The sequence below is a fragment of the Streptomyces sp. NPDC021749 genome (genome assembly GCF_040640655.1).
In the GTDB taxonomy this organism is placed as follows: domain Bacteria; phylum Actinomycetota; class Actinomycetes; order Streptomycetales; family Streptomycetaceae; genus Streptomyces.
On the sequence record NZ_JBFACE010000061.1, the window covers coordinates 1 to 26,570 of the forward strand.

The following is a 26,570-nucleotide window of genomic DNA, read 5'->3' on the forward strand; positions in this document are numbered from 1 at the left end:
CCGGAACAGCACCCACAACTCGTCCGGCACCAACCGCTCAACCAGATCCGTCATGCACGGCTCAACGAGCGATCACACCATCAGAAACGGCGTCTTAGGTGAGTCCGCCGTCGGCGCGGATGTTCTGGCCGGTGACCCAACGGTTGTCCGCACGGACGAGCAGAGCCACGAGATCGGCCACGTCCTGGGGCCGGCCGATCCGGCCGAGCGCGGTCATGGCGGCGGCTCCGCCCAGTGCGTCCGGCTGGGCGCCGGCCCGAAGCAGATCGGTGTCGGTGGGGCCCAGCGAGAGCGTGTTGGCCGTGATGCCCCGGTGGCCGAGCTCGCGGGAGGCGACACGGGTGAGCTGTTCGACGGCAGCCTTGCTGGCCGCGTAGAGGGCCTCGCCCGGGCTGGGCCAATGCGTGCCCACCGTGGAGAGGGTGATGACCCGTCCGCCGTCGCGCATGCGTGCCGCGGCGTGCTGAAGGGCCAAGAACGTCCCTCTCGCGTTGACGGCCATCACTCGCTCCCACTCATCGAGGGTGCTCTCAGCAAGGGGCGCGCTGGTGAACACCCCGGCATTGGCCACCAGAATGTCCAGCCCGCCCACCCCGGCCTGACGAAATACCCCGTCGGCCGCGGCGAACGCGTCGGCGACCTGCTCCGGGACGGCAAGATCGAGCTGGACTGCGTACGCCCTGCCGCTCAGCTCAGCGATCTCGGCGACCAACGTGTCCGCCGCCTCGGACTGCGTGTGGTAGGTGAACACCACCGTGGCACCGTCCGCGGCCAACCGACGGACGATCGCTCGGCCGATACCGCGCGATCCACCGGTGACCAAGGCACCGCGTCCTGCCAGCGGGTGAGTGGACGTGTCAAAAGAGCCTTCGAAGGAAGTCATGACGCCACGATGACATCGCTCGCGGTCCGGATCAGTCCTCAATCCCCCAAGCGAGACCCGACCACCCAACCAGAGCGCCCAAGCAAGGCCCAAGGGAAGGTCTGACCGGCGTGTCGCCGCAGGCCGGGCCCCGGCGTCCGGTCAGCGGGTGGCGAGGGGTTCGAGCGTGTCGATCACGCGGTTCGAAAAGCCCCACTCGTTGTCGTACCAGGCGACCACCTTGATGTGGCGGCCGTTAACGCGGGTGAGGGCCGAGTCGAAGACCGACGAGGCGGGATTGCCCGTGATATCGGATGACACCAACGCATCCTCCGAGTACTCCAGGATGCCGGCGAGCGGTCCCTGCGCCTGTGAAGTGCCGTTGCGATGCCAGTGCGATGGTGCCGGTACTGAGCCAGCGTCAGGTTGATGGCATCAGCCCTTTGCACTGTGCCTTTGTAGTTGCACTCGATGGCATGGCCGTGACGGCGATAGTGGCAGGACATGGCATCTCTGCTGAACAGCATGGTGACACTTCCGATGGTTGATTTCGTCCTTCGACAGCGTGCGTGTGTGCAGGTGAGCGTCCCCTGGTGTTGGGGGAACCCTGGTCCCATGCCGCCCCTGCCCGGACCGCACCAAGACCCTCTCCACCCCCACACCGCCCAAATCGCCGACCGCATCCACACCCGCGTCGCCCACCCCATCCACGCCGCCTGCGTCGCCCTGGCAGCACTGACCGGATACAACAGCAGGCAGATCAAGGCCCTCCACACCCAGACGAGCAACGGCCTCCCGGCACTGCCAGCCTGGACAATGACGCTGACGGGCGCTGCCCGCCACCTCGTGGCCCTGCGCGGCCACCCCGGCGCACCCAACCCACTGTCCGTCCCTCACTGGGAACACCCTGACATTGACCAGGCACTCCACGCCTGCCGACTCCGGCCCACCCCGCCCAACCGCCGATCCCGCACAATCTCCACCTCCGTCCCACCGACGGAGACCGTCCGCCAGCTACGCGGCCTCCCTGCTTTCTGAAGGACACCTATGCTCGACCAGCTCTGCACCGATTCCGTCGCAGAAGCCCTCGACATCGCCGATGGCCACCACTGGACCCGTCAGCCCCCGCGCTCGGACCGGGCCCGTTTACGCTTTCTCGCCTCCCACAGCGCAGACCTCGCCACCCTGGCCGGCCGCCTGAACACCACTCCCCAGACCCTGCAGCGCCTCACCAACCAACCAACCCACCGCACCGAACGAGGCGCTGAGCCGGGCCATCATCAAGGAATTGATCCGGCTGTGGCAGCCCCGTATCCGCCGCCAGGCCCACCGAGAAGTCCGCGATCAGCAGCACAACCTGTGGGTGCACTTTCGCGGTTGGTTTGGCTTCAACGCCGCAGCAGGGTCCTCCGACGACGGCCGTATCCGCTCCCTGTCGCAGCCCCTGCACCACCCGTACCCGGCGCGGTTGCTCGAGGCCCGACACCACGGCGCCAGCGAGCAGGAACTTCGCAGCATCGTTGCCGATGGGGTCGGCGAGTCGTACTTCCGAGTCTCACCAGGACCCGATGGCCTGCACGCGGTACGACTCACCGAAATCGACTACATCGAGTTCTCCTACTGAACCCGACCACCTGCCACGGGCAGACAAGACCCTGTGACTGAGCGCTTCAGATGGCGGATGAGCGCCCGAATTGGCGAGGATGCGCCATCCACCCGGCGGTCGGTGTGGTGAGGCCGCGACGGCGCAGGTCGTGAGGGTGTCCTGGCTGGTTGACTCTCCCACCGTGGGAGAGTCAAGGGTGGGGTGCATGCACGTCGATGACAGGGTGCTGTGGAGCATCGGAGAGGTCGCGCAGAAGACCGGGCTGTCGGTGAAGCTCATCCGGCACTGGTCCGACATGGGGCTCGTGCCGCCGGCCCGGCGCACGGCTGCCAGGTACCGCGTCTACGACGACGAGTCCGTGGCTCGTCTGGAGCTGGCACGAACGCTGCGGGATCTCGGGCTCGGCCTCCCGGCGATCCGCGACGTACTTGACTGCGAGCACACCCTGGCGGAGGTGGCCGCAGTCCATGTCGACGCGCTGGAAGCACAGATCCGCCTGTTGCGCGCGCAACAGGCGGTCCTGCGCTCCGCAGCCCGCCGCGAAACCACTGCCGAAGGACTCGCTTTCATGAACCGAACAGTCCGACTGTCCGCCGCTGAACGTCGCACGATCATCCACGAGTTCGTGACCCGGACCCTCGCGGACCTGGACGTACCGACTTACCGTCGTGGCCTGCTGGCCGCCACCCCGGAGCTGCCCGACGACCCCGCGGACGAGCAGGTCGATGCCTGGATCGAACTGAGCGAGCTGGTGACCGATCCCGCCTTGCACACCGCGATGCGGCGCATGGCGCGGTACGCGGCCGAACACGCCCCCGGCGAACACGACGACACCACGCTCCAGGACGCACAGCGGATAACCGACGACTGGACGCAACGAGTGAACGAGGCCCTCCGGAAAGGGATCGCGCCGGACTCGCCCACGGCCGACCCCGTCGTCGCGGCCATAGTCACCGCCTGGATCCCCACCCAGACCGGGATGGTCGACGAGGTGCGCATCGACGGCGCCCCAGCACGGCGCCTGCTGCTCGAGCAGCTCGACATCGTCTCCGACCCGCGCGTCGAGCGGTACTGGCAGCTGCTGTGCGTCATCAACGGCCAACCGGCACGGCCGAGTATGACGGAGGCGGGCAACTGGCTGAAGACCGCGCTGCGCGCCAATCCCACCCCCGGAGCACGCGCCGCCGAGCTCGGCACGCTGTACGACTCCGGGGCCGACGCCTGGGAGCCGGCGGGCCTGCTCGCCGCCTGCGAACGAGTCCTGTACGCCGTGGACGGCCTCGTCTCCGCCGTCGACCCGAGCCGTTCCACCGGGTGGGAGTGGACGACACTTGGCGCACCGGGCGGAGAGTAGAGCCCATCGTGAAGCGCATCGGCTGCGCGGTGGAGTCCACGCGGTGCGTGCCATCCGGTGGGGGAGTGCGGTGTGTTGTGTGCAACTCATCGCGCCGCGCGCCTACCGGTGCGCCTCCGCGCGCCGCTGTTCTCGGTGGCTGGTGCGCGTGGCGCGCGACGGCTGCCAGGAGTCGGTTCTACGATCCGCGCGTGGGACAGACCCCGGCACAGAAGGCCGCGAAGGCGGCACGCGGGCAGCAGCCGAAGAAGCGGCCCGGCAAGGCGCAGCGCGAGGCGATCAAGCGGGCGCAGGCGGCGAAGAAGAAGGCGGGCGGCGGGAAGCCGGCCGCGAAGAAGCCGGCGGCGAAGAAGGCGGCGGCGAAGAAGGCGGTGCCGCTGCCGCGCGGCTCGGTGCGGGCCGCGTATCCGGGCACCTGCCCGGCCTGCTTCAAGGACTACGCCAAGGGCGAGGTCATCACGAAGGTGACCGACCGCTGGGGACACCCCGGCTGCGCGCCCCGGCAGATGTCCGCAGCCGAGAGGGAGTTCGCCCGGAACAAGGCCCGGATCGAGAGCGGCGAGACGTTCCGCGGCCAGAAGCCCTCGGACTGGCGGCGCGGAGCCTCGTCGTCCAGCACCCGTCCCGCCCGCTGAACTCCGGCCGGAGGTTGTGGCGTCGGCCACGGACAAAACCACACTGCAAGGGTTGGTCAAGGCGAAAACGGACACCTGCCGGGGCTGGTCGTCAGACCGCGGACAAGGGGTCCTTCCTCACGGTGGCCCCGGCCTGTGCGCACATCCGCGCGCGGGCCGGACGACTACCGACCCGGCCAGCAGGCCGGAGGAACGAGGACACCGTGCCCGCTCCCGACCGCCCCCCCTTCCTGCCGCCCCACGCGGCCGCGATCCTGGAGCCCGACCCCTCACGCCGTCGCTGCCCGGACTGGCCGCGCCCGTCGCGTCGGCCGCTGGGCAAGCCCCGGTGAGGCCCTGCCGCTGGCGCTTGCGTTCCCACTGCCGAAGCCACTTCCGTGCCCGTCAGCCGCACACCCGGTATTTCCCCTTGTCAGCGCGGGTTTCCGGGTCCGTGTCGGATCGTCACAACCCTCTTCTCTCCCCTATGACCTGAGTTGGTTGTCGGTGGTGGGGGAGATCATCGGGTCCGGGGGCCGGTCCCCTCCACGGCCGGGGGCCGGGGGCCGGCGCCCGGCCGCTGGCCGGTCGCGGACGACGGGAGGGCGAGCCTGATGGCGGGCAAGCGTAAGGAGAACGAGGCGGGATCGAGCAACGACCTGCGCTCGGATGTGCTGCGCGTCCTCGGGGTGCTCAAGGTCGCCACCGCCGACCAGATCCAGCGGCTGTCCTCGCCGCACCTGACCTACCGGCACACGACCAAGCCAACCCCAGCGAAGCGGAAGGAAGCCCGGACCGCCTCCCACCGCGCCGCGGTGAACGACCTTCGGCGTCACGGCCTGGCCGTCGACGGCGGCCGCACGCGGGGCGGTGAGGAGACCCGGCTGCTCACGAAGGACGGTCTGGCCGCCGCGATCGACCTGGACCGCGAGATAGAGGAGATGGGCGGCATGCCCAAGAGCGCGGGCCGCTCCGGCGCCTCGCACCCGATGACGGTGAACGAGACGGTCATCGCGCTGATCCGCCCGAAGCCGAACCTGAACAAGGTCATGCGGGAGCCAGCCGAAGCGGTCGCGGCCGCGCGGGCCGCCGTCGACGCACCCGACGGGATCGGCACCCTCGCCTCCTACGCCACCGAGGTCGCGCTGCCGGTGAAGGGCACCTGGAAGAACCCCGCGATCGGCAGCGCCCGCGCCGACGTCGTCCTGACCGCCCCGGAGGCCGGGGTGCCGCTGCTGTTCATCGAGGTCGACAACTGCACCGAGGAGGCCGTCCTCATCGCCGCGAAGTTCGACAAGTACGCCCGGTTCTTCCAGCGGCAGGAGAAGGACACCGACGGCATCGAGAAGCCGATGTGGCGCACCCGCTGGTCCGCACCCCCCTCCGACGAGTACGAGCGGGTGCACCCGCCGGTCCTGCTCGTCTTCCACCAGGTCGGCCGGCGCTCCGCCAAGAGCCAGATGGCCAGGGTCGCCGACCTCACCCGCTACCACTGGCAGGGACGATGGCATCCCGAGGGCGGCTACCACTCCTACGACCGCTGCATCCCGATCGTGGCGACCACGCTGGAGGAGCTGCGCGCACACGGCCCGGCCGGGCCCGCCTTCTGGCGCTTCGGCCGTGACCACCGCCAGCCGCTGCTGGCCGCGATCGGCAATGCCCGCCGGGACGCCTACCTCGCCCGCCGCCGCCAGGCCGCCCGGGAAGAACCGGCACGGGCGCGGATTCGGCAGCGTCGTCGGAGGGCGTAGTCACGGCCCTACGGTAGACACGCAGCCGGGCCCGGACCCTCCAACGGAGGACCGGGCCTGGAGTGTGACCGGCGGGCGGTCAGAGGTTGCTGGTGATGAACCGGGTACACTTGTGCAGCCATTCCCCGTGCTCGGGGCTGCCCGGGGCAGGCACGGTCCGCAGGTCCTCGGGCATGGCGATCTCTTCCGGGGCCCACGTGCCGTCGTTGAAGTAGCAGGCCCATACGGCCTCGCGAGCGGCGTTGATGACGACGGCGCCCACGGCCCCGTCGTCGGCAAGCGCCCCTTCGTCCACGGCGGTGCGTCCGGTCTCGATCGCCTTGCCGCTGCTGCGGAACACCTGGGTGGCCATGCCGTGCGGACGGCTCTTGCCGGTGAGGGTGTACAGGGTCCACTGGGTGCCGACAGCGTCCGGCCACCGCTTGCGGGCGGCCTGACGGGTGATCCCGGCGGCTTCTCCCAGGTCCGCGTAGGTGGCGGCAGCCCGGCCTGCGCGAGTGGCGGCGTCGGCGGCCAGCTCCCGCGCAGCGTTCCCCACTTCCGTGGCCACCTTCAGGTACATCAGGTGCACCGCCTTGGCGGCCGCGGAGGTGGGGGCGAGCGCGTTCGGGGTGGCGGGGCCCTCCTGCTCGCTGAAGCCCAGGAAGCGCATGCGCCTCTTCGTCTCGCGCCACACCTGGTCACGCACCGGCGCCCGCATGCACCGCCAGTACGACCCCCAGGGCCGCCTGACAACGGTCACCGACGCTCTCGGCCAGAGCCGGCACCTCGAAACCAACACCGCAGGTCTGATCACCGCCGTCACCGATGCCCTGGGCAACACCGCCCGCCTCACCTACGACGCCTTCGGCCGCACCATCGCCTTCACCGACCCGCTCGGAGCAACCACCCGCCTCACACGGCGCACCGAAGGCGAGATCACCGAACGCCACCACCCCGACGGCACCACCGAGACCTGGACCTACGACCCCGAAGGCAACGTCACCGAGTAGCGCGACCAAGCCGGAGCGCTCACTCGCTTCACCAACGGCCCCTTCGGCCGACTAACGGGGCGCACCCTTCCCGACGGCGAAGAACAGCACTTCACCTACGACACCGAGCAACGGCTCCTCTCGGTCAGCACCAACGGCGCCACCTGGAACTACCGCTACGACGAAGCCGGACACCTCGTCGGCGAATCAGACTTCAACGGCAACAGCCTCACCTACCGCCTCGACGGCGCCGACCAACTCCTGGAAACCACCGACACAGCCGACGCACCACCACCTTCGCCTACGACGTCCTCGGCCAACTCATCGAGCGCCACAACCCCGACGGCTCGACAACCACCCTCAGCTACGACACCCGCGGCCTGCTCAAGCAGATCGCAAGCCACGGCATCGCCCTGCACTACACCTACGACAAACTCGGCCGCGTCCTGACCGAGACCGTCAACGGACGCTCCACCACCTACACCTACGACCAGCTCGGCCGCCGCACCAGCCGCACCACCCCCACCGGCATCACCTCGAACTGGTCCTACGACGCCAACAACCAGCCCACCCACCTCGCCGGCACCCTCGTCTCCCTGGCCTTCGCCTACGACCCCGCCGGACAGGAAACCACCCGCTTCCTCGGCAACGGCGCAGCCCTCACCCAGACCTGGGACCCCTGCCACCGCCTGAGCACCCAGTCCCTCTGGGCCTTCGACCACACCACGCAATCCGCCGACCATGCCTACACCAGCATCCAAGAACGCACCTACGCCTACCGCACCGACGGCCTGCCCAGCACCGTCACCGACCGCCGCCGCGGCCGCCGCCAATTCGAGCTGACACCCGCAGGCCGCATCACCCGTGTCACGGCCGACAACTGGACCGAGACCCACGCCTACGACGCCCTCGGCAACATCACACAGGCCCACGACACCCGCGAACCCGACGCCACCACCGCCGGCGAACGCGCCTACACCGGATCGCTGCTGCGCACCGCAGGACGCACCTCCTACGACTACGACGACCAGGGTTGCCTGGTGCGCATGCTGGTGCGCACCCTGTCCGGGAAACGCCGGCAGTGGCGCTACTGGTGGGGCCCAGAGGACCGACTGGTCAGGGTCGACACCCCCAGCCGCGGCTCATGGGTCTACGACTACGACCCGCTGGGCCGTCGAATAGCCAAGCGCCGTCTCGCACAGCGCGACGGCCAGACCATCGCCGTCGAGACCGTCGCCTTCACCTGGGAAGGCGCAAAGCTGATCGAACAGTTCAGCACAGACGACGACGGAAACCGCCGCACGGTCACCTGGGACTGGGAGCCCGGCTCGTGGAAGCCCCTTTCGCAAACCGAGCGCACATGGGCCACGGACGCGGACAACGCCCACAGCGACGTCGATGAGCGCTTCTTCGCCATCGTCACCGACCTCGCCGACACCCCCAGCGAACTGGTCACCACGGACGGGCGCATCGTGTGGACCGCCGAGGAAGACCTATGGGGAGCGGGGCGCGGTGCCCAGCGGGCCTGCCCCCTGGGCAGGCCCGGGCAGTACCACGATGACGAGACGGGCCTCGCGTACAACCTCTACCGCTACTACGACCCGGCCACCGGCCGCTACCCCCACAACACCCGCTACGAGATCAACCATCTCCCGGCCAAGGACTGCTACCTCAACCTCGGACTCCCCACCGACCTCAAGGAGTCCACCGGGCCCGCCATCCGCATGGAGTACGACGACCACCGCGACTTCATCAGCGCCGGATCCGGCAAGCTGGACCCGCCGAACGGCATCACAGGCTTTCCCCTGGGCATGCCTGCCGAAGCCGTCAAAGCGGCAGCCGCAGAACTGGGCGAGATCAAAGTCCGGGACGAAGACGCCCCGGACTTCTTCCACCCCATGCGGATCCTCACTCTGCACCCCCAGTTCGAGATCAACTTCGTCATGGAAGACGCCAAAACCCTCGAGTACGCCGAACTGTGGATCCCCCGCCCCGGCCCCGAGGAGATCACGGTCCGCTTCCGTGGCATCGACGTCTTCCGCACTCCGGCCCTCCAGCTGATCCGGCAGATCGAAGACATGGGCTTCACCTTCCTGCACGACGAGCCCAGCTACTGGGTCGTGCCCCGCCTCTCGCTCGGCTTCACCCGCACAGCCGGACACGAGGTACCGCTCGACACAGACGGCGAACCGCTCTACTTCCAGGCCGTCCTCACCGGACCGACCGACTACTACGACTACAAACTCGACAGAACCAGCTGAACTCACACCTGCAAAACCCCGAGGCCACCGGCACCATCGATCACTCCTACGCCGGTAGATCTGCACTCGGACAGTGGGAAGTCGCACCGCGAGACGCAACATGCCGGTGCCGGTTTCGTATGACGGCCCAGTAGGCGCAGCGAGTAGTTTCAGCCGCTGGTGGGGTCGAGACCGCCCGCGGTCAGGGGAGTCCGGCGCAGGTCAGCGCAGGCGCGGACGGTGACGCCGGGCCGGCCCGGCGTGCGCCAGGGTGCAGAGGGTCCGCTGGAGAGCCAGATTCCGCCGAGCGAGGTCGCAGCCTCGGTGGCGGTTGCTTCGTCGGCCGCGGTGATGTCGAGGACGACCAGGCCCGGCTTGTTCAGGTGGTTGCGGTCGAGAGCGAGGTCGCGGGCGACTCTTGAGCGGGCCCCGTCGGCGCCGACGATGAAGCGGGCCCGGACTGCGGTCGGTCCGTCGCGACCGGCCAGGTGGAAGGTGTTGCCCTGTCGGCCGGCGTAGCGCGTGCCCAGTGCGATGCGGACGCCGGCGTCGACCGCGGTGGCGGCCGTCGCTTCGTAGAGGGGCGCCATGTCGCCCACCCGGTATTCGTCGCGGGGGCTGGTGAGGCTGACCGGGCGACGCAGGTCAGGGGGGGGGTAGAGGACCACGCGTCGGATCGGTGGTCCGAGGCAGTCAGGGGGCAGCGGGAAGTCGTCGAGGGTCTTCCGTACGAAGATTCCTGTGGTGCGGATCGCGCCGGCAAGGCTGGTGCGGCGTTCGACCAGGAGCACGTCGTGGCCTTGTCGGGCGAGGAGTGTGGCGGTGTTGAGTCCGGCCAGGCCGGCCCCGACCACCAGTACGTCGGCGCTGTCTGTGCCCCCGAGGCGGTAAGAGAGGCGTGCTGTCGTCATGTCTGCTCTGTTCCTTGTGGAATCCGTCATCGGTGCGTGCTGCGTGCGGCAGGCGCCGACTGGCGGCGGGCAGTGCGGCGACGGCCCGTGCCGCGATGAGGTGTGCGGACGTCGTCGTCAGGTCGTCACTCGGGAGCTTGCTGACGATCAGGCGGAGCCGGTCGCGCGGCAGGGGTGGTCGAGGGCGTCGTACCTGGTGATCGTGTGCAGGCGGTCGGCTACCGCGACTGCGGTCACCGCGGCGGGGAGCCGGCCGGTACGGATGTTCCGGATTCGTGCGCGGCCCTGTCCCTGTCACCGGGATCATCGGGCTCCCAGTGCAGCAGGTCTCCGGGCTGGCACTCGAGCACCTCGCACAGCGCGGCGAGCGTGGTGAAGCGCACCGCCTTGGCGCGGCCGTTCTTGAGCACCGCCAGGTTGGCGGGTGTGATCCCCACCCGGGCCGCCAGTTCGCCCACGGACATCTTCCGCTTGGCCAGCATCACGTCGATGTCGACGGCGATCGGCATCAGATCACCTCGGCCAGCTCGGCCCCCAGCTGCGACGCCTCGACGTCGCGTGCCACGGCCTGTGCGAGCAGCATCCGCAGCACGAGCACGATGAGTGCGTTCCCGAAGATCGCCAGGCTGGCCGCTACCAGCAGGGCCACAACGCCCGGGGGGACGACCTCGCCAGGCGCCAGGACCGCTCCGAGCGCGAGTACCAGGAGCGCGGCCGCCATGAACGCGCCGATCACGAGATGGACGTAGCGGAATGCGGCGTGGGAGAACACGGTTCCGCGTTGCGCCATCGTCACCAGCCGCCACACGCACACCAGGACGACCTGGACCGTCACGACACCCAGGACTGCGATCACGAGGACCGGAGTGCGGCGGTCCACAAGGATGCTCTCCTCCATGGCGCCGTCAGCATCGCCACCATCACCGTCTGGGCGGAGACCGCCCCGGCGTGCAGTGCCACCATCACGGCGCGCAGCGCGAGCACTGTTACCTTTCCCAATGCCACTTTCTTGATCGAATCGCGATGGAAATCGATCGAATATCGATAGGTGTGGCAAATCCGGTCCACCTGCGGGATGGGCCTGCGTGCCCTCCCGAATTCCCGACGCAGTGGGGCGAGCCGCCTCCAGGGCCCACGTGGAGCGGCTAGAGGACGGCACGGAGGTCAAGTTCGGGGTGATTTTGAAGTAACGGCAAGAGCAGGCGGGCCAAGCTCACCGCGGACAAGCTGGGGGGCACTGGCTACTCTCGGCCTGGAGTAGGCAGCGAACCCTGGCGGGGTGTGGAGTTTCTCCACTACCCAGGTGGCGATCTGGGTGCGTGAGTGGAAGCCGAGTACGGCGAGCAGGCGATGAACGTGTCCTTCCACCGTGCGTGGGGACAACACCAGCTTGGCGGCGATCTGCTTGTCAGTCAGACCTTGGGCAAGCAGCTCGATCACCTGCCGTTGCCGTCGGGTCAAGGGCGTTGGTGAGTGTTCGGGCTTGAAGGCGGTAGGCGAGGTGGGAGTCTCGCCGAGTGCGTAGTCGGTCGCCTGGTCCAGTGTGAGCTTGGTTCCCCTCGTCACGGCGGTGGCATAGGCGGTATCGCCGAGGGAGCCGCGCAGTCGGGCCTCGCATCCGCTGTGGTGGTGGAGGAGGCGGCCGAGTCCGGGCAGTGCGATGCCGGCCGACTGCCAGGCCGTTTGGGCGGCACCCAGTAGGACAGCGGCCTGTTCATCGCGTCCGTCCTGCGCTGTGGCCCAGGCCAGGACCTCAAGGCACTGGGCCGCGCCGAGAAGATTGCGGCCGGATCGGACGATGCGCAGCCCGTCTTGGAGCAGGGGGATCGCCCGCTGGGCGTCCTCACGGAGCCAGTGCTGGAGCCCGAGGAGCCACAGCGCGTAGGAGCGGGACCATCGCGCGTCGTGGGCGTCGCACAGCGCCAGGCACTGTTCCGCCATCGCGGAGGCGCGCGGGTCGCCGGTCAGGCAGTAGGCAAGGGCGAGGAGGAACAGGGCCGTCCACTCAGCCCACAGGTCCGCGGTGGCGCGATGGCGGTCGAAGGCCTCCTCCAGCAGGCGGACTGCCGCGGGGAAGTCTTCTCGGAAGAGTGCCGTCAGCCCAGCGAACTGCACGGCGTGGGCCAGGGATTCCGCATCGCCCAGCCGCTCCGCAAGGTCCTGGCAGGCATCCAGCCGGGCCTTCGCGGTGGAGATATCGCCGAGCAGGAGGGCCAGCCAGCCGTCGGCCCACAGTGCTCTGGCTCTGGCCGGGGTCGGTTCGGTGTCCTGTGCGAGGGCCTGGCCGAGCCAACGGCGTTGTTCGTCCAGGTTGCCCGCGCCCAGCGCGTTGCCCCACAAGGAGGTGGCCAGGGCGAGCCCGGCGTCCACTTCGTGCGGTGTGCTCAGGCAGAACTCCAGGGCCGCGCGGAGGTTGGTGCGCTCCAGGTGCAGACGGGTGGACCAGGTCTCTTGGCGTGCGCTGAACCAATCGGCTTCCGCACGGGCGGCGAACGCCTGGTAGTGATCGCGGTGTCGACGCCGTACGGCCGTCTCGTCCCCGCCGAGGCGCAGGAGTTCGCGGCCGTATTCACGGATCGTCTCCAGCATTCGGTAGCGTCCCAGGCCGCGCCGGCTCTCCATGGTCAGTACTGATTTGTCCACCAGCTCCGAAATGATGCCGAGGACTTGCTCACGGGCGACTTCCTCCCCCGCACAGACCGCTTCGGCCGCTTCGAGATCGAAGCCGCCGCAGAAGACGGAAAGGCGTGCCCATCCCCACTGCTCTTGAGGGGCGCACAGGTCGAAGCTGCAGTCGATCGCCGCGCGCAGCGTTTGCTGACGCGCCGGGGCGGCACGACTCCCCTGATTCAGCAAAGCCAAACGGTCGTCCAGAACGGTGAGGAGTTGCCCAGGACACAGCACCCGCAGCCGGGCTGCCGCCAGCTCGATGGCGAGCGGGATGCCGTCCAGACGGTGGCAGATACCGGCGACGGCCAGGTGATCGTCCTCACTGAGTGTGTAATCACCGAGGACGGCCGAGGCGCGCTCCACGAACAGCTGTACCGCCGCGTACCGCATCATGGCCTTCGGCGGCGGTGGCCGGTCAGGATCCGGCGTCGACAGCGGAGGTACGGTCAGCAGGGCCTCGGCGTCGATTCCGAGTGACTGTCGGCTGGTCACCAGCACCTTCAGGCCGGGCGCTGCGGCAAGCAGCGTGCGGACCAGGACCGCACTGGCGTTGAGCAGGTGTTCGCAGCTGTCCAGCACCAGCAGCAGATGCTTGTCCGCGAGGTGGTCGACCAGCACCGTGATGGCCGGCAGGGCCGATTTGTGGTCGAGGCCCAGCGCAGCCAGCACCGTCTGTGCGAGCAGTGCGTCGTCCTCCACCGGCCCCAGGTCCACGACCCACGCTCCGTCGGGAAAGGAACGTCGAACGTCGCGAGCCACCCGTAGCGCCAGTCGGCTCTTGCCGATTCCACCCGCACCCGTCAACGTCAACAGCCTGCTTCGGGCAAGCAACGTCCGTGTCTGCGACATCTCGTGTTCTCGCCCGACGAACGTGGTGACTTCCGCCGGTATCCTCCCGGCGTCCCGTCTCGAACCTGTCATGGGACTCTTCCTGACTTGAACTCGTTGCGACGATCGGACTTACGACGAGTTCCAAGCTGGACCACCGCCGCCGGACAGGAGTGTGCGCTGCATAAGTCCCGCCCAGGTGCCGACGTACAGGAACCAGCGAGCCTGCGGAGGGCCTTCCAGGGAGTTGCTCACTGGGCGCCTGCGACCCTCAGGGTGGTTCGCCGTCAGGCGCGTGGCGCGGCCCGGCGGCGCTCCTCCTGTCACCTGGTTGCCTTGACCGCTCATGCCGCCCCCTTCTGGCCGAAGAAAGGCGAGTGCAACGAACTCGCGGGGAGATCGCATGCCGCATTCACGGACGCTTGCATCGCGACGCGGCCGCTGTCGTTCAGCGACGAGGGCGGACTGCTCTCCCCCTCTTGCGGTGGGTGTCGGAGTCACGATGCCACAGGGGTCCGTCAAGGACCGCTGCCCGTCGTCCGATGATGCATGCGCGGCGATGGACGGCGTCCCCCTCGCGTGGGTGCAGGTGCGGTTGTCCTGGCGGGTGCGGCTGCCGGACGCGCTGGGCCGGCCCGCGGGCGAGCCGGGCCGCCCGGGGCGGCAGCCGCGTGGGACATGGGTACTCCTGGGGAACGAGACGGAAGCTGCGACGTTCATTCTTGAAGCGCCAGGTCAGTCCGTCTTCGTCCGCGGGGCCTAAACCCGGACCAGCCTCTAGTGCCACCCGCACCCCGGCCGTCATCCTCTGGTCTGACCTTCGGACCGAAGGGCGGGTCAGTGCACCCACCACTCCCAACCGATTCCTGCCACGCACGCCGCAGCCGGCCGAGGATGCGCCTCGCGCCGGGGCTCTCACCGTGTGACCGGCTCTGTGACGTATCGGTTCCGGCGGGCCGCCATCGTCTCCCCGTGCGTGCGTCCACTGAGCCGGAGACCCGACTGACCAGACGGCCCAGACCCGTATGGGCCTTCCGTATCCCCCCGCGAAGCGGGGGCCGGAGGCTGTGCCAGCGGTATCGGGCCAGGTCGGTCAGATGCCGCTGGCGTCGTCAGCCAGTCGCACCAGAGAAGACAGCACGGCCCCGATCCGGATGCCGGAGTCGGGGCCGTACTGTGTTCGCGGGGGATTTGCGAGTTTTACCAGGCCGCCCTAGATCATTTACCGAAAGACCCCGGAAAAGACGAGGTTTATGAGTTGACTCGCAGCGGTGCTGACCGCATTCGTGATGGTGCCCGTGTAGCTAGTGCCATCGCTACACCCCACCTGGCCTTGCTGATTCGTCGAAGCCACCTGGCTGTCACTGGCCTGCTCGAAACCGGACGATGAATCGCAGCTCGTGCCGTACATGTTGTAGGTGGCGTTCGCGTGAACACCTCCGAGGGTGTAGACGGCCGTAATCTTGTCGTTCCCGTCGTTCGCGTACGAACCCGCGTCACCGTCGTAGAATGCGTAGGCGCCCATGTTGTAGCCGGTGTACCTGCGCAGCGTGACCGTGGCGACTATTTTGCCCGCCGGGAGGGTTGCCGTCCTGCACTGCTGGACCGGGAAGGATTCGATGGCGTGATGCCCCGTGGTCACGGTGTCGTCGGCAGGGTTCTCCTTGATCTGGTAGTCGATGGTTGCCCTGGCCGCGTAACCTCCCCAGTTGCAGACGGTGATCTTGTTGCTGCCCAGATTGACCGCAGCGCCATTCGTCAGGTTAGGCAGCGCTGCGCCGTCGGCAGCGGCGATGGACCACTGCTGCTTCGTGCTGCCACCGTCGCAGGCGCTCACGCCCACCGGGGTCCCGCTACTCACCTCTCCTGTGGGGGCGATGCACATGTTGTCCCCGACATGGCGGATCAGGAAGTAGTTCGCCCCGTCGCTCGCCGGCTGCAGAGTCCACGTTCCGGACGTCGGGCACGGCTGCTCGTTGAACAGTCCATTGGACGGTTGCGCGAGACAAACAGTGGTCCCTGCATCAGTGAGCTTCAGGTTGAACGATCCGTCGGAGGTCGGGACCAGGGTGAACTGCTGATCCGACGCGGTGTTCGATGATCCCAGCTGTTCCGTTGCGGCAGGTCCAAGCTGGAGGGAGTTCGGCCCATTTTGGCGACACGGAGGAAATCCAGAGCCATCCGGGACCCCGCCGTCAGACCATGGCTCCGCATGTTCAGGGTTTTTGCACAGCAGCGGCGCGATGTGCTTAAAGGCTAGGCCGCTGTTGTCCCTTGGGCTGAGGGAGACGTAGAGGTCGCTCGTTCCGCTGTCCGCGTGAGCGACTGTGGGGGTGATCGGGGCGATGACGGCTGCCAGAGCAGCGACAAGTGCGGCCAGTATTCTGGCGGCCGTACGCGCCGGAAGGCTGCGTTGACTGAGTGCGGGCATGATCCTTGCCTTTGCCTCACGGGATGAACGAAGGGGGCAATGTGGGAATCGTCTGAGGCGTTCCGTTCCAGCAGCGCCGTTCACGCACCATTGGGTCCCGGGCGGGGCGGACCCCACTCTGTTCGGGTGTTCAGGTGCGTGGCGCTGCGGAGGTGCTGTCACGGCTGCTGCGCCGGTGAGCGCAAGGGGCCGTGGAGGGTCTTTCCAGGATCTCCGGGCATCGACCGCAGGTCAGCGGGCTGAATGTAGCGCTCCGGCACTCATGCGCAACAGAGTAGGAATACCCGATTTAATACTCGATCTTCCCGCCCTTCCGAACCCGGGTGGTTCGGTTGGTCAGATGCCGCTGGCGTCGATCAGCCCGAGAGAAACGGGCGTTTCACCCGGCCCCAGTCGACCTCCCGCCGCTCGCCGAGACCTCGCCCTGTTCGGGGCGCACGGCCTGGCTGCCCGCAAGTGCGCCGCCCGCGACGACGCGCAGGCGTACGACCTGGTCGACTGCGTCCACCCGCGCGTCCCAGTCGACACCGCCAGCCCGGCCGCCGACGCTGTGCCGCTGCCAAGAAGACCGGCTGCTTCTTCCAGCCGCGCCTGATGAGCTTCATGTCAGCGCGCTGGGCGCAGTAGCCTGCTGGAGACGTCGGGAGCTGAGGGCTCCTGGAAGACGTAAGGCCAGGTGACCCGGGGCACTACCGGGAACCTGGCCTGGCGCATGTACGGGCGCGGTCAGCGCACGCGCCCGAAATTGGATCACGCTGACGCGGCGCTGCGAACGGGCCGGACCCCTGTCCGTCAGGAGTTAGAGACCCGGGCGCCCGGATCACTTCGCTCGCCGAACACGCGGCGGTACGCCTCGTCGTGCGGGACGCCGGTGTCCTCGCCGCCGGCCTGGCGGGTGCGGTAGGCGGCCAGGGCGCGCAGTTCCTGCAGCTCCAGAGTGTCGGTCTCCGTCATGGGTGCCACCCTACGAAAACCGGCTCGGCGTGGCGCTCATGCCGCGGCATCGCCCTGCGCTTGGGCGCGCTGCACGGGTACGCTGTCCGGGAAGACCTTGGACTCGTCCCTGGTAGCCCCCGGCAGGGGGCAGGCCACACGCCCAGGGTTCAGACTTCGCGAAGGCCGTCCGGCAACTGCCGGGCGGCCTTCGCGCGCTTCAACCCCTCTCCCATCCACCCATTCGATCGGGTTAAATAAATGGGGTAAACGAGAGGGTAAGTGCTGCTAGTGTTCAGGCATGGCAACTACCGAGGAAGAGCTGTTCGCCAGCGTGGACGCGCTGCTGGAGGAGGAGCCGCAGCTGCCGCCCCCGGCGGAGCGCGCCCGTCTGCGTGAGGCAGCTGGCATCACCCAGGCCCGTCTCGCACAGGCGTTGAAGACCACGACGCAGACGGTGAAGAACTACGAGAACGGCCGCTCGGAGCCGAAGTCGCCGCGCCTGGAGGCGTACCAGCGGCTCCTCAAGGGATGGGCGGCGAAGTACCCCGCCCACGGCACCCCCGCCGCCTCGGCGGCCCCGGCCCCCGTGGCCACGCTGCAGCCGGTGGCGCCGGAAACGTTCACCGGCCCGGCCGCGCCCGAGGCGAAGGCCGCCGCCCCGGTGGAGACTCCCGCCGCCCCGGCCGCGACGTCGCGGCGCCCGGCGGCGAAGAAGGCCGCCGCGCCCGCGACCGACCCGCGCTTCCCGCACGGCCCGCTCGCGGTCCTGGACGGTGACGGCTCCGCATACGGCGTCGACGGGATCGTGCTCGACTGCCCCGCCCGCACGATCCCGGAGCTGGTGGAGTGGACGCTGCGCGAGTCCGGCCTCGGTGCGCCGAAGCTGAACCGCTACGGCAAGGACTCCGACCCGCTGATCGTGCTCACCGCCGCGGCCGCCGTGAAGCTCGGGCTGCCGGAGCGCCTGGAGGGCCACGAGCAGCGCCGCTCCCTGCGCCTGCCCGAGGACCACCCGGTCGTCAAGCAGGTGACGAAGGCGAAGTGGCAGCTCACGCAGCGCGGCTTCGGGCCCTGGGCCCGGATCTACCGCAAGGCCCAGGGCCGCGACCGGCTGTGCGTGCAGCTCGCGATCCTGTCGTGGGACGCCCTCGACGAGCGGTCCTGGCCCGGCGTTGCCGAGATGGAGCCGGCCGACATCGCCCGCGTCCTCGGGGTGTACGCCCAGCGGGTCATCACCCCGCGCGGTTCCACCGCGGTGTCCGGGCTGGAACTGATGACGGCGTTGCGCCCGCCGACGAAGCCCGAGCGTGACACGGAGACCGGCAACTGGGTGTCTGCCTACAACCCGGGCTCGCTGGGGACGGAGCCGATGGACCCGGCGCCGCCGGAGGCCACCGCCGAGCACCCGGTCGTCGTGAACTCCGGTTGGAGGGGCGGGTTCCTGAACGAGGAGGCGTACCAGTGGGTGCGGTCGGTGGACTCGCTCAGCGATGAGGAGTGCATGCTGCCCTTCGCGGTCGGCCTGGACCTGAACACCGCCTTCCTCGCCGCCGCGGCCCGCCTGGTCGTCGGCCTCAGCGCTCCGGACCACTTCCACGCCCCGAAGTTCAACCCGAAGATCCCCGGCTCCTGGTTGGTCGACCTGTCCCACATCGAGCTGGACCCGCGCCTGCCCTCGCCGTTCACGCCGGACGGCTCCCGTCCGACGGGACCTGCCTGGTACCAGACGCACACCGTCGCCTACGCCCAGGAGCTCGGCTACGACGTGCACCCGATCGAGGCGTACCTGCGCCGCGAGACCGGCGCGTACCTGGACCCGTGGCACGACCGGCTCAAGACCGCGTACGTCGACACCCTCGCCGACCTCGGCGTCACCAAGGACCTCTCCGACGCCGAATTCCTGGCGGCGATGGAGCGGCACAAGCAGGTCGACCCGGCCCTGGCGGCCGTCCTCGCGGCCATCAAGGCCACGGTCAAGGGTGGCGTCGGCAAGCTGCGCGAGCGCCCGCAGGGCAAGCACTACAAGGAGGGGGAGCGGTGGCCGGCCCTTCAGCGGCCGACCTGGCGCCCCGACATCCGCGCCGCCGTCATCTCCAAGGCGCGGGTCAACATGCACCGCAAGCTCAACAACATGGCGAAAATGACCGGCCTGTACCCGCTCGCCGTGCTCTCCGACTGCGTCGTCTACCCCTCGCCCGGCGCCTCGCCGCTCGACTTCCTGCCCTACGCCGCCTCGGGCAAGCCGCAGCCGGGCGGATTCCGCCTCGGGCCCACGCCGGGCCTGGCGAAGCTGGAGGGCGTCCAGGAGATGGCCTGGGCCGTGGACCTGATGGAGAAGGGCCTCAACCCCGCCCGCCACATCAAGGGCGGCGACGCCGTCCTCGACGACGGCGAATAGGGCCCGCAACCGGCGACACCGGCATGGCGCCGTCCCCACGAAAAGGCCGGCGCGCACGCTCAACCGCACCGAAGGAGCCGTAACCGATGACCACCCCCGACGCCCCGGCCCCGCAGTGGCCCGTTCCCACCACCCCGCCTACCCATGACCCGGCGCTCTTCGCGCGGGCGATGCGGGACATGCGCCTGACCTGGCGCGCCCGCGGCGTCCTGGCCGAACTCGCCACCGGCTACACCCCCGGCCAGGAGCCCACGGTCAGCGAACTGGTCTCCCTCACCCGTGACGAGCGCCTGGCCGCCGAGGGCCGCGACGCCTTCCGCAAGGCGGTCGGCGAGCTGCGCAGCCTCGGCTACCTCTCACCCGACGCCACCACAGCCTCCGGTGTGGGCGAGCGCCTGGTCGTGGACCTCGCCCCGGCCGCAGGCGCCCGCCTGATCCCCCAGCGTTACGGACACAGCCCGCTCACGGACGGGAGCTGACCGGTGGGAGAGATTGAGGACGCTATCGAGCGGGCCGACTTCGAGGCGTTCACCCGCGAGCCCCCCAAGGGCCTCAAAGGCCGTATCAACTTCCTGCTGGGGCAGCTGAAGACCACCAAGGCCGTCGCCGCCGAGCTCGGCGTCACCCAGCGCTCGGTGGAGCGCTACCGCACCGGCGAGCGCAAACACCCGCCCAAGCCCATCGCCGACCGGATCGAGACGGCCGTACGCGCCCGCTGGCAGCCGAAGGTCCGAGGGCGCCGCCGCAAGCAGGCCGCCACCGCCACTGGCATCACCGTCGAAACCAGGGCCCGGTTCGGCTACACCGCGCCCGTCGGCACCACCGACGACGGCCGGATGCGCCGCCTGACCGTCCACCTTCCCCCGGCCTACGCCCGCCGCCTGTTCGACGCCCGCGAGCAGGGCGCCACCGACCAGCAGATGCGGGACATCGTCGCCGAGGGGCTGCAGGAGGTGTACTTCAAGGACGGCGGACGCCGCGCCGCGGGCCTCGAGGTCGCCCTCACCGACATCGACTACTTCGACGTCTCCTACTGACACCGGACCCGGGGGCACGCGTAAGCGGTCATGCCGCCGTCGAAGACCCTGGGGCCATCGCCGTGCCGCCCGCGTCTGTCGAATGACCGGTGGCCCAGCCAGCCGAATAGGGCCTCGAAGTCCGGTCTTACCGGTGCTGCGGACCTTCGCAGTACCCGAGTCGGGACGGCAGCCTCGCACCCAGCGTTTCAGGATCGGCATCTCGTTGTCGTGATCGCGCAGGTGAGAGTCCTGCTTGAGGTGGAGGGTGACCACGTCGCGGCCGAGGCGCTCGGTGTACCGGGTCTCGCGGGCGGCCTCGCTGATGCCGTAGTGGTTGACGTCGGAGACGGACATCCGGGCGGAGCGGCCGAAGACGACGGCGGGTTCCAGGTCGGCGAAGAAGATCCACGTCTGAGGGAGTCCGTTGTTGCCGGCGAAGCCGACGGCGTATCCGTGCTTCACGATGCGCTCGTCGGTGTAGCGGGCGCGGGGCAGCTCGTCGGCGGTATGGACATGGTCGTAGTGCGGCTGCGGCGTGCCGTTGAACAGTCCGCGGCAGTCGGCACAATCGGTGGCGGAGTCGGTACGGGGCACGTCGAAGAGGTCCCTTGCGGCGTATATGAGAAACCGGACCGTCCCTTCTTCGGCATCCTGCCGGCTGAGGGTGAGGGGAGCACACTCATCGGCGTGGGTAGGGTCCGGGCCGTGAAGGAAGATCAGGAGATCCGTGCCCGCGCCGTGGAACTGGCCGCCCGCACGCTGTCGGCGCTGTATCCGAACCATGACCTGGCCAACCATCCGGCCGCTCTCACCGACGACGTGCTCTCGCTCGCGCCGTACATGGCCGACTACATCAAGACCGGCGAGTACAACCGCCAATCCTCCTCCACCACTGCCCCGGAGGGGACCTGAACCGGACTCCGGTCTGACGCCCCTCCCGTCGTACGGTATCGCCGAGGTGCCCAAACGGGCTACGGAACGATCTCGACGAGGGAACCTGGGCAAGCTGGCGTACGAAAAGGAATCCCCAGCGCCAGGAGCACCACCGTGACCGAGTCGCATACCAGCAGCCCGACCGATGACCTGTGGCAGGCGAAGGCCGCAAACGCTCTGGACCGGGCGATGATCACCACCGCAGTGCCGGACGGCCGCCGCGGACTGGCGGTGGGGGTGGTGACCGTCCTGATGAAGGCGGGGCTGCCGATCTCAAATCTCCACGCCGACGCCTTCGAGGACCGGTGCGGGGTGGCCTTGTCGGTCGTTCCCGGGCCCGGCGGGCTTCAACTGCTGTGGCGGCAGCACCCGCACATGGAGAACCAGGGCGACGAGGTATGGGGCGCACAGCAGTCCGCCATGCACCAGGCGCTGCGCGCGATCCTGGCGGCACATGGCTACTGGCTCAAGGACCAGCCCGCCGGGGAAGCGCCGATCGTCATGGGACGGGCCCGGCCCTGACCCTCCAGCCCCGCCGGCCGCCTTCGTCGAAGTGGAAAGCGGCCCGGTACGTGGTCACCGGGCGGGTTCCGGTTGCTCCGCCGCACGCGGGGCGGGCAGGCCGCCGGCCTGAAGGGCGGCGAAGATGCGTACTCCGCCAGCGCCCGGTCCCGGACTGACGAACGGGAGACCCAGGCGGGGCGCATCTACCGGTCTTCCATCGGGCGGCGCCATCGGGTGCGCGCCGTGGCCCTCGGGGTCAGGTGGCCCAGTCGAGCCCCAGCTCGGCCAGCACCGCCTTCTTCTCCACGGTGAGCTTTGTGCGCCGGGTCTTGGTGTTGGTCAGCCACACCCCGAGCTTCACCTGGGTGCCGTCCGGGAGGGTCTCTACATGACCCCTGGGGACAGTCAGGGTGCCGGTCCGGGCCTTGTACTGCCGCAGGCCCGCAACGCCCCGCTCGAACGCCCCAGGGCCGCCCTTGCGGGCCTTCGCGGGTACTTCCTCGGCCGGGGGCAGCGCCGTGATGCCGAGCTGCTCCAGGCGCTCGCGCTGCCCGGGCATCAACCCGGCCCACACCGTGTGCTCGCGCTGTCGGGCCAGCCACTTGCCGACGTCCATGCCGTGGACGGTGACGCCGGGCAGCAGCTCGGTGAGCGCGGTGTCCTCCTCGGCGAGGAGTTCGTGTACGGCGGCGTAGTGCCGCTGCCAGGTGTGATTGAGAGGTTCGTAGTTGGTGTGGTGGGTGGGGTGTGAGCTGTGGTGTTGGTGATTTTTTGAGAAGGGGGAAGAGTGCTTCTGGGGTCCCTCCGGCGGTGGTGACGAGGCTTCTGATCTGTGTTTGTTGGGGGTCTGTTGATAAGGGGGGTGTGGTGTTGGGGATAGTTTCTAGAACCTAATGGACCGGTGCGTGTTCGTGCTGGTCAGGGGCTTGCTGTGTGGTTGGGATGGCCGGCCGCTGGCGGGTGGGGCCGGGGAGTAGGTCGGTCATCGAGGCCGCGCGACGGGGGTGGCTGTGGAACGATCAGGGTGTAGTCCGGCGTGTCCTTGGGACGTCAGCTCTCCGGTCGGGGTGCTGGCCTGGGCCGGCCGATAGGGGGTGGCGCCGGTGCCACAGGCGCAGGACCGTGAGGTTCCTCTGGAGCGGTTGTCCGGGCAACACTTCGGTCCGGTCGACCTTGATAGGCAGCAGCGGATTCTGAGTCGCCTGCGCCGGTTCGGCCCCGGGCCCGCGGGCTGGTACGCCGATATCTGCGCCCTGCTGGATGAGAATCTGCCGCTGCGTTCGACCGGGATGCTGGTCTCGCACCTGTTCCGGGAACTGGAGAGCGCCCTCCGCGAGGTCCTCCTGCCCGATGCCATCCGGAACGATCCGACCGCGGGCGCAGGGCAGCGGCACGTGTTCGAAGTACAAGGTGTTCTGGACTGGCTGGGTATCCCAGCCGACAACCCCGCGGCCATCGTCTGGCTGGCAGAAGCGAGGAAACTGCACACCTACGCGCACAGGGTCCGTATGGAACAGACGCCGATGGGCGCAGCGGTCCGTATGCGCCTGGCCGACCTGGAGAACATGCTCGATGTGGTGCTCGACCGCTTCGAGACCCGCTACGTCACCGTTCTGCAGCGTCTGGAGACACTGGCTGCCGTCCGCAATCCAGGAAAGGCTCATGTGAAGCTGCTCCTGGGAGCCTTCCCTCAGGACTACTTGACCCAGGAACGCTTCTTCGGACTTCTCGACGCCCCGCAGTGGCTGCCGCACCTGCACGAGCACGGCTTCTTCAGCACGCCGCCGGCACCGGAGTCCGACGACGAAGAGCGCACGGTGGCCTTTCCCGCCTGGCCGGCCTCAACGTATCTGATGCGGATGACCAGCGTTGCCCCGGCACGCGTGGCGGCAATCGCCGAGGAGATCCCGTCGACGGACAACCCGCGGGTCAACCTCGATCTTGCGGAGGTGGCACTTCTGCTGCCCCCCGCGGACGCGGCGCGTCTGGTGCCGCGGGCAGTGGAAGCGATCGGTGGCCCCTACCTGATCGCCCCGGACCGCTATGCCCAACTCGCAGTCCACTGTGCCCAGGCTGGTCACATCGAGCAGGCTCTGGCGGTGATGGCCGCGCTCCTGCAGGCCGCACAGGATGATGGCCGGATCGACGACTACGATCTCCAGGAGATCCTGCGCACGCACAACGCCGCCTTGGCCCGTCACCTGGGGGCGGCCTGGTTGGAGGCTCTGGCCGGCAGCCTGGCAAGCGCGCTCCTGGCCACCGGAATGGACCCTGACCGAGCCAACGGGGAAGATCTGTCCAGCGTGTGGTACCCGGTGCTGGACCCGGGCCACGGGGGGATGCGCTCCGATGACCGGGCACTGCTCACGGAGGCGGTCCGCGACACGGCCGACCACCTGGCGGCCACAGACATCCACGTTGTCCTGCCCATCCTGGAGTCCCAGCCTTGGCTGGTCTTCCGCAGGCTGCGCCTCCTTATTCTCCAGCGTCATGGTGCCAACGCCCCGGCCGTGGTGGAGAGCATCGTGACCGACCGGGACCAGATCGCCGCCGCCTCGTCGCACCGTGAGTGGGCACTCCTGGCCCGCGCCCACGCCAGCTCGCTGAGCTCGCCCGTGCTCGAACAGGTGCTGGCTGTCATCGACGCCGGGCCGGACACTGAACGGTTCGTGCAGCGGTTCCGCAGCACTTCCGGTGGCGCCGAGCCGCCGGAGCAGTACGTTGAGCAGTGGGCGGGCGCTTGGCGGCGAGACCGCTACGCCGCACTTGCCGACGTCCTGCCCGAACAGCAGCTGCGGCACTACCACGAGTTGCTCGAGAAACTCGGCCCGGCACCGTCGCTGGACACGATTCCCCAGCCCCTGGCCTGGTCGGAATCCGAAGAGCAGGGCTCGCCGGAGAACCTGGCCGCGATGACCGCCACCGAACTGATCAGTCACGCTCGGCAGTTCCAGCCCACACCGACCCGGTTCGGAACGAACGCCGAGGCCTTCTGCAGCCAGCTGCAGGCTGCCGTGACCAGCCAGGCCCTCATCTACCAGGAGGACGCCCGGCAGTTCGCCGAGTTGGCCGATGATCACCTCGCCGCCGTCCTCGACGGATTCCGTACGGCTATTCAGACCGGTCAGCGACTCAGTTGGGCGACCATTCTCCCGCTCGTACAGTCGGCTACCAGCCGCCCTCATACTTCCGACACCGGCACCCTGCACCTGGCCGTCGCCCGGTTTGTGCTGGCGGGACTGGAACTGCAGAACACCCAGCAGATTCCCACCCTGCTCGGCGACGCACTGTGGGACGTACTCGAGTCGGTCTGGAGCGCCGCCAGGTCACCACAAGACGACCTTGACGACGACCAGCAGTCTGTTTGGGATGAGAGTTTGGAAACAGCCTTGCGCGCCGCCATCGCGTGGGCCCTGTGGCGTCGCGAGCACGGCGCTGCCTTCCAGGTGCTGTTCACCGCCTTGGACACCCTGCTGCTGGACGCGGCCGGCACGCCCGCTGCCCTGGGTGCCAGCCCCGTCGGCCGGACCGTCGGATCCTTGATCACCAGACTCGATGCTCTCGACCCGGCGTGGACGCGACGCCGAATCGAGGTCCTGTTCACCCCCGACACCGCACTGGGCCGTGCAAGCTGGACGGCCTACCTGAGCACCGCCTCATCACTCACCGAGTCCGTCGTGAGCATGCTCATGGACACCTACCGCATCGCAGCACGCACACCCGCAGTGGACGGTCAGGAGCACCGGGACTTGCACCGGCGGCTGGGTGATCACCTCATGGCCATCTATCTGGCAGGTCTGCTCGGACTTGACGACGAGAGCACCATGGCTGACTACCTGTACTCCTCACCCGTGGCTGCTGTTCAGCTCGCTTCGTTCTTGAGCGAGGTCGTCCATGACCGCGACCTGTCACCGGATACCCGCGACCGCATCATGCGGTGGTGGACTTGGCGCCTGACGGCTCGGGACGACAGCGCGCATGGACCTGCACCGCAACCCAAGGAGATCCACGCCCTGATCGGCCCGCTGGTCCGCAATGACGCCTTCCCGGTCACCTGGCGCCTGCAACAGCTGAGCGTTGCCCTTGAGATGACCGGAAGCCTCGGCCGTGACCGGCGCATCTACTCTTTCCTGGCCGAAGCAGCCACCGACTACCTGGGGCCAGTCCTGGAACTGATGCACCGATGGGTCACCACGCTGGACATGTACGACTACGCCCCACGGATCAGGGAGAGCGACATCCGCGCTGTTCTGCTGGCCGGGCTCGCCTCTCCTGAACACCAGGAACTGGCCCGCGACATCGTCAACCGAGCCACCTATCGCGGGCACTACCAATTCGCACCCCTGCTCGCGGACACCGATGACCAGCCCGGCCCGTCCTGACCAACCCACCCAGCAGAGCGGTCGGCAGAGCGGCACCTGCCGTGCCGAGGGCTTCCGGCATCTAATACTGCAACCGCATGTGGTGTGTGTGGTCTCGGCGTTGGTAGTGGCAGTGGCGGGCTCGGGCTTGGCTGTGTCTGCGGAAGTGTGACCAGTGCAG

General features: G+C 68.8%; 20 protein-coding genes and 5 pseudogenes. 14 read left to right on the top strand and 11 right to left on the bottom strand.

Annotation, left to right across the window (positions count from 1 at the left end; translation table 11 throughout):
* Window positions 1–94 precede the first annotated feature (94 nt).
* Both AB0G35_RS34675 and AB0G35_RS34680 read right to left on the bottom strand, forming a co-directional pair.
* Window positions 95–883: an SDR family oxidoreductase gene (locus tag AB0G35_RS34675; protein WP_360957964.1), complete on the bottom strand. Its 789-nt coding sequence runs from the start codon at window positions 881–883 to the stop codon at window positions 95–97.
* A gap of 141 nt (window positions 884–1,024) precedes the next feature.
* Window positions 1,025–1,231 (bottom strand): annotated as a pseudogene (locus tag AB0G35_RS34680) (type I glyceraldehyde-3-phosphate dehydrogenase); the annotation flags it as partial.
* Window positions 1,232–2,150: 919 nt separating this feature from the next.
* Here AB0G35_RS34680 and AB0G35_RS34685 point away from each other — a divergent pair.
* The 4 genes from AB0G35_RS34685 to AB0G35_RS34700 all read left to right on the top strand — a co-directional run bounded on the left by AB0G35_RS34685 (window position 2,151) and on the right by AB0G35_RS34700 (window position 6,187).
* A complete protein-coding gene (locus AB0G35_RS34685; protein ID WP_360957967.1) occupies window positions 2,151–2,486 on the top strand; it encodes a hypothetical protein in 336 nt (111 codons plus the stop codon).
* 187 nt (window positions 2,487–2,673) lie between these two features.
* Window positions 2,674–3,822: a MerR family transcriptional regulator gene (locus AB0G35_RS34690; RefSeq protein WP_360957970.1), complete on the top strand. Its 1,149-nt coding sequence runs from the start codon at window positions 2,674–2,676 to the stop codon at window positions 3,820–3,822.
* A 191-nt stretch (window positions 3,823–4,013) separates the two neighbouring features.
* Window positions 4,014–4,457 (top strand): hypothetical protein, encoded by a 444-nt coding sequence (locus tag AB0G35_RS34695; RefSeq protein WP_360957972.1) that lies wholly within the window; start codon window positions 4,014–4,016, stop codon window positions 4,455–4,457.
* Window positions 4,458–5,050: 593 nt separating this feature from the next.
* Complete coding sequence (locus AB0G35_RS34700) at window positions 5,051–6,187, top strand: replication-relaxation family protein (RefSeq protein ID WP_360957975.1); 1,137 nt, start codon at window positions 5,051–5,053, stop codon at window positions 6,185–6,187.
* Window positions 6,188–6,266: 79 nt separating this feature from the next.
* Here AB0G35_RS34700 and AB0G35_RS34705 read toward each other — a convergent pair whose 3' ends face one another.
* The gene (locus tag AB0G35_RS34705; protein WP_360957977.1) at window positions 6,267–6,839 is read right to left on the bottom strand and encodes a hypothetical protein; all 573 of its coding nucleotides are present in this window, start codon (window positions 6,837–6,839) and stop codon (window positions 6,267–6,269) included.
* Here AB0G35_RS34705 and AB0G35_RS34710 point away from each other — a divergent pair.
* The 4 genes and pseudogenes from AB0G35_RS34710 (at window position 6,838) to AB0G35_RS34725 (ending at window position 9,419) form a co-directional block, all read left to right on the top strand.
* Window positions 6,838–7,179: a hypothetical protein gene (locus AB0G35_RS34710; protein ID WP_360958012.1), complete on the top strand. Its 342-nt coding sequence runs from the start codon at window positions 6,838–6,840 to the stop codon at window positions 7,177–7,179. The two genes, AB0G35_RS34705 and AB0G35_RS34710, sit on opposite strands and share 2 nt — an antisense overlap.
* 51 nt (window positions 7,180–7,230) lie before the next feature.
* Window positions 7,231–7,428 (top strand): annotated as a pseudogene (locus AB0G35_RS34715) (hypothetical protein); the annotation flags it as partial.
* Window positions 7,365–7,685, top strand: a pseudogene (locus AB0G35_RS34720) (hypothetical protein); the annotation flags it as partial. The pseudogenes AB0G35_RS34715 and AB0G35_RS34720, both read left to right, overlap by 64 nt.
* 519 nt (window positions 7,686–8,204) lie before the next feature.
* Window positions 8,205–9,419 carry a hypothetical protein gene (locus tag AB0G35_RS34725; protein WP_360958015.1) on the top strand — a complete coding sequence of 405 codons (1,215 nt, stop codon included), beginning with the start codon at window positions 8,205–8,207 and terminating at the stop codon, window positions 9,417–9,419.
* Window positions 9,420–9,568: 149 nt separating this feature from the next.
* Here AB0G35_RS34725 and AB0G35_RS34730 read toward each other — a convergent pair whose 3' ends face one another.
* The 6 genes and pseudogenes from AB0G35_RS34730 to AB0G35_RS34755 form a co-directional block, all read right to left on the bottom strand.
* Complete coding sequence (locus AB0G35_RS34730; RefSeq protein ID WP_360957980.1) at window positions 9,569–10,309, bottom strand: DUF6207 family protein; 741 nt, start codon at window positions 10,307–10,309, stop codon at window positions 9,569–9,571.
* Window positions 10,310–10,542: 233 nt separating this feature from the next.
* Window positions 10,543–10,818 carry a helix-turn-helix transcriptional regulator gene (locus tag AB0G35_RS34735; protein ID WP_360957983.1) on the bottom strand — a complete coding sequence of 92 codons (276 nt, stop codon included), beginning with the start codon at window positions 10,816–10,818 and terminating at the stop codon, window positions 10,543–10,545.
* Window positions 10,818–11,308 (bottom strand): annotated as a pseudogene (locus AB0G35_RS34740) (DUF2975 domain-containing protein). The gene AB0G35_RS34735 and the pseudogene AB0G35_RS34740 overlap by 1 nt, the downstream one beginning before the upstream one ends.
* A 165-nt stretch (window positions 11,309–11,473) precedes the next feature.
* Window positions 11,474–13,900 carry a LuxR C-terminal-related transcriptional regulator gene (locus AB0G35_RS34745; protein ID WP_360957986.1) on the bottom strand — a complete coding sequence of 809 codons (2,427 nt, stop codon included), beginning with the start codon at window positions 13,898–13,900 and terminating at the stop codon, window positions 11,474–11,476.
* Between the two features lie 1,129 nt (window positions 13,901–15,029).
* Window positions 15,030–16,238, bottom strand: coding sequence for a hypothetical protein (locus tag AB0G35_RS34750; RefSeq protein ID WP_360957989.1), 1,209 nt, complete (start codon window positions 16,236–16,238; stop codon window positions 15,030–15,032).
* Window positions 16,239–17,030: 792 nt separating this feature from the next.
* Complete coding sequence (locus tag AB0G35_RS34755; RefSeq protein WP_360957992.1) at window positions 17,031–17,192, bottom strand: hypothetical protein; 162 nt, start codon at window positions 17,190–17,192, stop codon at window positions 17,031–17,033.
* A 280-nt stretch (window positions 17,193–17,472) separates the two neighbouring features.
* On the opposite strand from AB0G35_RS34755, the gene AB0G35_RS34760 reads away from it, so the two are divergent.
* The 5 genes from AB0G35_RS34760 to AB0G35_RS34780 all read left to right on the top strand — a co-directional run bounded on the left by AB0G35_RS34760 (window position 17,473) and on the right by AB0G35_RS34780 (window position 22,046).
* Window positions 17,473–19,572, top strand: a complete 2,100-nt coding sequence (locus tag AB0G35_RS34760) for a helix-turn-helix transcriptional regulator (RefSeq protein ID WP_360957995.1) — start codon at window positions 17,473–17,475, stop codon at window positions 19,570–19,572.
* Window positions 19,573–19,658: 86 nt separating this feature from the next.
* Window positions 19,659–20,051 carry a hypothetical protein gene (locus AB0G35_RS34765; RefSeq protein ID WP_360957998.1) on the top strand — a complete coding sequence of 131 codons (393 nt, stop codon included), beginning with the start codon at window positions 19,659–19,661 and terminating at the stop codon, window positions 20,049–20,051.
* A gap of 3 nt (window positions 20,052–20,054) precedes the next feature.
* Window positions 20,055–20,609 (top strand): XRE family transcriptional regulator, encoded by a 555-nt coding sequence (locus AB0G35_RS34770; protein WP_360958001.1) that lies wholly within the window; start codon window positions 20,055–20,057, stop codon window positions 20,607–20,609.
* A 210-nt stretch (window positions 20,610–20,819) separates the two neighbouring features.
* A complete protein-coding gene (locus tag AB0G35_RS34775) occupies window positions 20,820–21,503 on the top strand; it encodes a hypothetical protein (protein WP_360958004.1) in 684 nt (227 codons plus the stop codon).
* A 135-nt stretch (window positions 21,504–21,638) separates the two neighbouring features.
* Entirely contained in the window at window positions 21,639–22,046 is a 408-nt protein-coding gene (locus tag AB0G35_RS34780) for a hypothetical protein (protein WP_360958007.1), read from the top strand.
* 238 nt (window positions 22,047–22,284) lie between these two features.
* Here AB0G35_RS34780 and AB0G35_RS34785 read toward each other — a convergent pair whose 3' ends face one another.
* The gene (locus AB0G35_RS34785) at window positions 22,285–22,587 is read right to left on the bottom strand and encodes a helicase associated domain-containing protein (protein ID WP_360958018.1); all 303 of its coding nucleotides are present in this window, start codon (window positions 22,585–22,587) and stop codon (window positions 22,285–22,287) included.
* A pseudogene (locus AB0G35_RS34790) lies at window positions 22,564–22,728 on the bottom strand (helicase associated domain-containing protein); the annotation flags it as partial. The pseudogene AB0G35_RS34790 and the gene AB0G35_RS34785, both read right to left, overlap by 24 nt.
* Before the next feature lie 403 nt (window positions 22,729–23,131).
* On the opposite strand from AB0G35_RS34790, the gene AB0G35_RS34795 reads away from it, so the two are divergent.
* A complete protein-coding gene (locus tag AB0G35_RS34795) occupies window positions 23,132–26,410 on the top strand; it encodes a hypothetical protein (protein ID WP_360958010.1) in 3,279 nt (1,092 codons plus the stop codon).
* Window positions 26,411–26,570: the final 160 nt, after the last annotated feature.

Coding starts and splice junctions, on each gene's coding strand:
- AB0G35_RS34750 (WP_360957989.1), bottom strand. CDS start 16,238: ATGCCCGCACTCAGTCAACGCAGCCTTCCGGCGCGTACGGCCGCCAGA.
- AB0G35_RS34710 (WP_360958012.1), top strand. CDS start 6,838: ATGCGCCTCTTCGTCTCGCGCCACACCTGGTCACGCACCGGCGCCCGC.
- AB0G35_RS34785 (WP_360958018.1), bottom strand. CDS start 22,587: ATGCCCGGGCAGCGCGAGCGCCTGGAGCAGCTCGGCATCACGGCGCTG.
- AB0G35_RS34700 (WP_360957975.1), top strand. CDS start 5,051: ATGGCGGGCAAGCGTAAGGAGAACGAGGCGGGATCGAGCAACGACCTG.
- AB0G35_RS34705 (WP_360957977.1), bottom strand. CDS start 6,839: ATGCGCTTCCTGGGCTTCAGCGAGCAGGAGGGCCCCGCCACCCCGAAC.
- AB0G35_RS34735 (WP_360957983.1), bottom strand. CDS start 10,818: ATGCCGATCGCCGTCGACATCGACGTGATGCTGGCCAAGCGGAAGATG.
- AB0G35_RS34690 (WP_360957970.1), top strand. CDS start 2,674: ATGCACGTCGATGACAGGGTGCTGTGGAGCATCGGAGAGGTCGCGCAG.
- AB0G35_RS34755 (WP_360957992.1), bottom strand. CDS start 17,192: ATGACGGAGACCGACACTCTGGAGCTGCAGGAACTGCGCGCCCTGGCC.
- AB0G35_RS34725 (WP_360958015.1), top strand. CDS start 8,205: ATGCTGGTGCGCACCCTGTCCGGGAAACGCCGGCAGTGGCGCTACTGG.
- AB0G35_RS34675 (WP_360957964.1), bottom strand. CDS start 883: ATGACTTCCTTCGAAGGCTCTTTTGACACGTCCACTCACCCGCTGGCA.
- AB0G35_RS34745 (WP_360957986.1), bottom strand. CDS start 13,900: ATGACAGGTTCGAGACGGGACGCCGGGAGGATACCGGCGGAAGTCACC.
- AB0G35_RS34730 (WP_360957980.1), bottom strand. CDS start 10,309: ATGACGACAGCACGCCTCTCTTACCGCCTCGGGGGCACAGACAGCGCC.
- AB0G35_RS34765 (WP_360957998.1), top strand. CDS start 19,659: ATGACCACCCCCGACGCCCCGGCCCCGCAGTGGCCCGTTCCCACCACC.
- AB0G35_RS34760 (WP_360957995.1), top strand. CDS start 17,473: ATGGCAACTACCGAGGAAGAGCTGTTCGCCAGCGTGGACGCGCTGCTG.